Raw genomic sequence first — 5,483 nt, forward strand, 5'->3', positions numbered from 1 at the left:
TATATTCTGTTCAATTTTCAAAGACCATTTTCTTCGTCGCCCTCAAGCGACTTCCTTATCTTATCACTTAACATTTTTCTTGTCAACAACTTTTTTATTGAATTTTTCATTCAATTTTGTTGCCGTGAAAACTCGTTTCGTAAGGAACGAATTAAATATTATCACCTTAATTAAAATCTGTCAACATATTTTTTAATATTTTTATAATATGTTAAAGCTCTCAAGCGATGAGTACGTATTATTACATAAAAATATATTTATAACCTTATATTAATTGCATTTAAATATACTTTAATCCCTCGCTCAAGAGCTTTATTATACTACTTACTATACCCCAAATATTTTAATATTATAAGTGCAGTATCTTCTATTGCCCTTTGAGTTACATCTATAGTTTTACATCCTATTCTTCTCATTACACTATCTGAAAAATCGAATTCTTCTAAAATTCTAGAATCACTTGCATATTCAATTCCTGTAGGTATTCTATGAAATTTATCCAGCCTTCTTTTTCTAATTTCTATTAGATGAAGTGGATCTATTACTAATCCAAAAACCTTCTTCCTATCTATCTCGAATAACTCTTTAGGTATTTCCACCTCAGGCATAAGTGGAATGTTTATAGCCTTTAGACCCTTATTAGCTAAATACATACATAAAGGTGTTTTAGATGTTCTTGATAGTCCTACTAAAACTACATCTGCATTTTTTAACCCTCTATAATCCTTACTATCGTCATATTGCATTGCAAATTCCATTGCTTCTATTCTTTTATAATATATATCATCTATATTTCTCATAGCTCCTGGATTATTATCCGGCATTTTATTTAGCATAGAAGATGCTACATTTACAATTGGTCCAAGTACATTTATTATAGATATATTCTTTTCTAAACACTTCTGTGTTAAATATTCTCTTACATTTACTGTAATTATAGTAGATACTATAATGCAGCTCTCAACTTCATTGATTTCCCTCATTAAGTCTTCTACATCATCAAGTTCTTTTATATAAGGTATTCTTTTAACCTCTACCTCTCCTTTAAACTGACTTGCAGCCGCTAATGATACTTGTTCTGCTGTTTCTCCTATAGAATCTGACACCGCAAAAATTTTCAACAACTCTACTACCTCCTACCACTTTTATCTTATTACATTATTATTTATGTAAATAATTTTAATATTCATTATTTTACCTATATTATAACAAGAATCAAAATAATTTGTCATAGTTATGTGAATTTAAAAATATCTATGTTAAAATCTTTATATCTTATATTGTCTAGGAGGAGAAAAATGTCTAATAAATTTAATAAAGAAAAATGGTTGACTATAGCCTTGCTTCCAATAATGTGGCTTCTATATTTTGCATTTGAAATTATAACTGGTAGAGTTAATGATTTTTATACTCTCCTCATGAACTTAGTACTAACTTCTGTTTTTGCTCTAACTGGATGGCTTATTTACTTTATATCGAAAAAACACTATAAAGGTTTTGATAGTAAAATAGTTGTTATAATATTTATAATTCTTATGTTAATTGATCAAGTTACTAAAATAATAATAAAGTTTTTTTTCTTTGATAAATACATTGAAATTATAAAAAACTTTCTTTCATTTGATCCAATAATTAATACTGATGGCTCATGGCTTAATGCACGCTTCGGTTTAGGTGTTGGATTTTCAGCATTAATATTCTTTAATCTTCTTGCTGTTATTCTATTTATAGAAATCTATAGATATTATCTATCAAAAGGAAATAAAGATTTCTGGGCTGATATGTCATTTTTATTCATTACTACTGGTGCATTGTGTTCTTTAATAGATAAAGTCTTTTATGGTGGTAGTTTAGATTTTATAGGGATAAGTAACTTGTTTATCGCTGATTTTAAAGATATTTATATTAATTTAGGAATATTATTCTTTATTATGCTAATCTATGTGAAAGGGTATTTTAAAGAAGACGATAATTCAAGTTTAAAGGATGATTGGAAGTCAATAAAAGAATTTTTAACATTTATGAAAAAAGATATACTAAGAAAATAAGAAGGACTGATCCTTCTATTTTTTTATGTAAAAATAAAAAAGGGGCTGTATCAAAATAAATTTTGATACTAGCCGATTAAAAAAAGGAAGTTCGTATTTGAACTTCCTTTTTGCGCATAATAATATCATTATGAAATCATTTAATAAAAATGTGATACCTATGCATCAAATAGGTTTCCCTATACAGGCTACTTTTATACCAAGAGAAGATGATTCAGTAAGACTGCTATTTGAAGTTACGGAGGAATTAAATTATAGAAAATTATATGAAACATACTCTACATTAGGTAGAAATCCAGCAGTTAATCCTGTCATTTTATTTAGAATTATAGTTTATGCATATATGAATAAGTTGTATTCTAGTAGAGAAATTGAAACAGCATGCACCCGTGACATAAACTTTATATGGCTTTTGCAGGGGCAAAAGGCTCCGGATCATAATACAATTGCAAGATTCAGAGTAAATCATTTAGAAAAATGTATTGATAATCTATTTAGTCAATTAGTAATGAAGTTAGGTGAAATAGATGAAATAGCATATAAAAATATATTTATTGATGGTACAAAAATCGAAGCGAATGCTAATAAGTATACTTTTGTATGGAAAAAAGCTACAGATAAATTTGAAAATAAACTTCAAGAAAAAATAAAGAAAGTCTTATCTGACCTTTCATTAGAGTTTTATATTAATATAGATAAATTTGAAGATAAGATAACTGTTGATACAATTATGAAAATATTAGATAAACTTGAGGATATTAAAATAGCTAATAATATAGAATTTGTTCAAGGCAAAGGTAAAAGAAAAAGCAAGTTACAGAAGTACATGGAAATTTTAAATGAATTTATTGAAAAACAAAGTAAATATGATAATTATAACGGTATATTTAATGGGAGAAATAGTTTTTCAAAGACAGATAACGATGCTACCTTCATGCATATGAAGGAAGACTATATGAAAAATGGTCAATTAAAACCTGGATATAATATGCAAATTGGTGTTGAAGGTGAATATATCGTTGGAGTTGATGTATCTAGTGAGCGTTCAGATCAATTAACCTTAATACCCTTCCTAGATAAATTAGAAAAAGAATTACCTATGAAGTTTGAAAATGTTATAGCTGACGCTGGATACGAAAGCGAAGAAAATTATAATTACCTATCAGAGCATAATCAAAATTCTTATATAAAACCACAAACTTATGAAAAATCAAAATCTAAAAAATCAAAAAGAGATATAAGTAAAAGAGAAAATATGACTTATATTATCGAAGATGATTATTATATATGTTCTTTAGGAAACAAATTAATCCCAGTTTCAACTACATATAGAAATTCTAAGTCAGGTTATGTATCAACAATTACTATATATGAATGTGAAAATTGTAGTGGGTGTCCTTATAAGAATAAATGCACTAAAGCTAAAGGTAATAAAAGATTACATGTTTCGAAAAATTTTATAAAACATCGTGAAAAATCATTAGGGAATATAACGACTCCCGAAGGGAAGTTATTAAGAATGAATAGATCTATTCAGGTCGAGGGAGCATTTGGGATATTAAAACAAGACTATGGATTTAGAAGATTCTTGCTTCGTGGAAAGAAAAATATAAAAGTTGAATTTTTACTTCTTTGCTTTGGGTACAACATTAAAAAATTATTTAATAAAACAATTCAAAATAGAAATGGAATATTATTACACAAAATGAAAATAGCTTAAAGTAATAATTTTACAAATAGGAGGTTCAAATGATACCTTCTATTTGTTGTCTCCAAAATACTTTAAAGTAGTGATAATTACCATAAAAATTTTAAATAATCATGTATAAATAATAAAAAAAGGACTGTCTACGTAAATGATAAAAAATCATTTACGAGACAGCCCCTTTGGTGGCTTACCCGGGAATCGAACCCGGTACACCTTGATTAAAAGTCAAGTGCTCTACCGAATGAGCTAGTAAACCTTGTTACCTGGCAACGTCCTACTCTCCCACACAGTCTCCCATGCAGTACCATCGGCGCTGTAGAGCTTAACTTTCCTGTTCGGAATGGAGAGGAGTGTTTCCTCTACGCCATCATCACCAGATATTTTTCCCTCAACAAGAACTTATTATATAGACATATTGTATTAATGTCAACATATTTTTTAAAATAATTTTATTTTTTTATATTTACTATAAATAAATTTAATTTTCATAGAAAATATATTATATAAAGCCACCAAGAAAACTAAAATTAATTCCTGATGGCTTTTCATTACTTATTTAACTTCTCTATATATTGTTTTATTACTTTATTCGACCACTTAAACTTATTAAGCTCTTCTTCTGTCATATCTATTTCTACAACTTCCTTTACACCTTCACTATTAAGAACTGCTGGAACGCCAGTAAACACATCATATTCTCCATATTCACCTTCTAATAGTGTAGAAACGGGAATTATCTTATTTTCATCATTTATTATGGCTTTTATTATACCAGCAGTGGCTGATGCTATTGCATAATATGTAGTTCCTTTTCTATTATAAACTTCCCAACCCGCTTTAGCTGTATCTAGTACCAACTTATCTAAATCTATCTCTCCTACTCTATCTCTGTTGTCCTCAATAACCTTACTAAAAGGCTTTCCACCTATATACACATGTGACCATGGAACCATTTGAGAATCACCGTGTTCGCCCATAGAATACGCTTGCACACTTCTAGGATCAACATCCAACAAGTCTCCTATAAAATTCTTTAATCTTGCTGAATCAACGGAAGTCCCAGAACCTATGACATTACTTTTAGGTAATCCTGATAACTTATAGACATAATATGATATTATATCTACAGGATTTGATATAATTATAAAATGTCCCTTAAAACCACTATTCATTATAGGTGTTACTATTGATTCTGCTATTCTTGCTGATAAATCCAGAGTATCTAATCTTGTTTCGCCTGGTTTAGGTGGAGCTCCTGCTGTAATTACTACTATGTCAACATCTCCACATTCTTCATATGATCCTACGCTAATCTTTGTATTCCTATTTAAATACTCTATGCAGTGCTTTAGATCCATCACTTCACCAAGAGCTTTTTCTCTATTAATGTCTATCATTAGAACCTCATCACATACTCCTTGAGTTATTAAACTAAAAGCAGTACTTGATCCAACCAATCCAGTTCCAACTATAGCTACTTTTCTTGTCTTTGAAAACATAAAATTCCTCCAACCAAATTATTTTTAGCTATATCTAGTTTACCATATTTTCTATTAATTATATTATTAAATATATAAATACATTTATTCTTGCTACTTTATTGTAATTTAATCTCTAAATAAAAAAAATCCTAAACATATGTTTAGGATTTTGGTGCGTTATCAGGGGATCGAACCCGGGACACCCTGATTAAGAGTCAGGTGCTCTACCAACTGAGCTAATAACGC

Annotated in this window: 4 protein-coding genes, 2 tRNA genes and 1 rRNA gene; 2 read left to right on the forward strand and 5 right to left on the reverse strand. The window is 28.7% G+C overall.

Going from position 1 to position 5,483, the window contains the following annotated elements; all coding sequences use genetic code 11:
- Positions 1–320: 320 nt before the first annotated feature.
- Complete coding sequence (locus QK892_RS18215; protein ID WP_317274969.1) at positions 321–1,124, reverse strand: pyruvate, water dikinase regulatory protein; 804 nt, start codon at positions 1,122–1,124, stop codon at positions 321–323.
- Between the two features lie 174 nt (positions 1,125–1,298).
- Between QK892_RS18215 and QK892_RS18220 the strand changes: the two genes are divergently transcribed.
- Both QK892_RS18220 and QK892_RS18225 read left to right on the forward strand, forming a co-directional pair.
- The gene (locus QK892_RS18220) at positions 1,299–2,048 is read left to right on the forward strand and encodes a signal peptidase II (protein ID WP_317274970.1); all 750 of its coding nucleotides are present in this window, start codon (positions 1,299–1,301) and stop codon (positions 2,046–2,048) included.
- Between the two features lie 130 nt (positions 2,049–2,178).
- Positions 2,179–3,768: an IS1182 family transposase gene (locus tag QK892_RS18225; RefSeq protein ID WP_394855053.1), complete on the forward strand. Its 1,590-nt coding sequence runs from the start codon at positions 2,179–2,181 to the stop codon at positions 3,766–3,768.
- Positions 3,769–3,936: 168 nt separating this feature from the next.
- Here QK892_RS18225 and QK892_RS18230 read toward each other — a convergent pair.
- The 4 genes from QK892_RS18230 to QK892_RS18245 all read right to left on the reverse strand — a co-directional run bounded on the left by QK892_RS18230 (position 3,937) and on the right by QK892_RS18245 (position 5,483).
- Positions 3,937–4,012: transfer RNA gene (locus QK892_RS18230), tRNA-Lys, on the reverse strand.
- A 5-nt stretch (positions 4,013–4,017) separates the two neighbouring features.
- Positions 4,018–4,134, reverse strand: a 5S ribosomal RNA gene (gene rrf / locus QK892_RS18235).
- A 170-nt stretch (positions 4,135–4,304) separates the two neighbouring features.
- The gene (locus QK892_RS18240; protein WP_317274971.1) at positions 4,305–5,255 is read right to left on the reverse strand and encodes an L-lactate dehydrogenase; all 951 of its coding nucleotides are present in this window, start codon (positions 5,253–5,255) and stop codon (positions 4,305–4,307) included.
- A gap of 152 nt (positions 5,256–5,407) precedes the next feature.
- Positions 5,408–5,483, reverse strand: a tRNA-Lys gene (locus QK892_RS18245).

Origin of the sequence: Clostridium lamae (assembly GCF_033043255.1) — a bacterium.
GTDB classification, from domain to species: Bacteria; Bacillota; Clostridia; order Clostridiales; family Clostridiaceae; genus Clostridium; species Clostridium lamae.

Coding starts and splice junctions, on each gene's coding strand:
- QK892_RS18220 (WP_317274970.1), top strand. CDS start 1,299: ATGTCTAATAAATTTAATAAAGAAAAATGGTTGACTATAGCCTTGCTT.
- QK892_RS18225 (WP_394855053.1), top strand. CDS start 2,179: ATGAAATCATTTAATAAAAATGTGATACCTATGCATCAAATAGGTTTC.
- QK892_RS18240 (WP_317274971.1), bottom strand. CDS start 5,255: ATGTTTTCAAAGACAAGAAAAGTAGCTATAGTTGGAACTGGATTGGTT.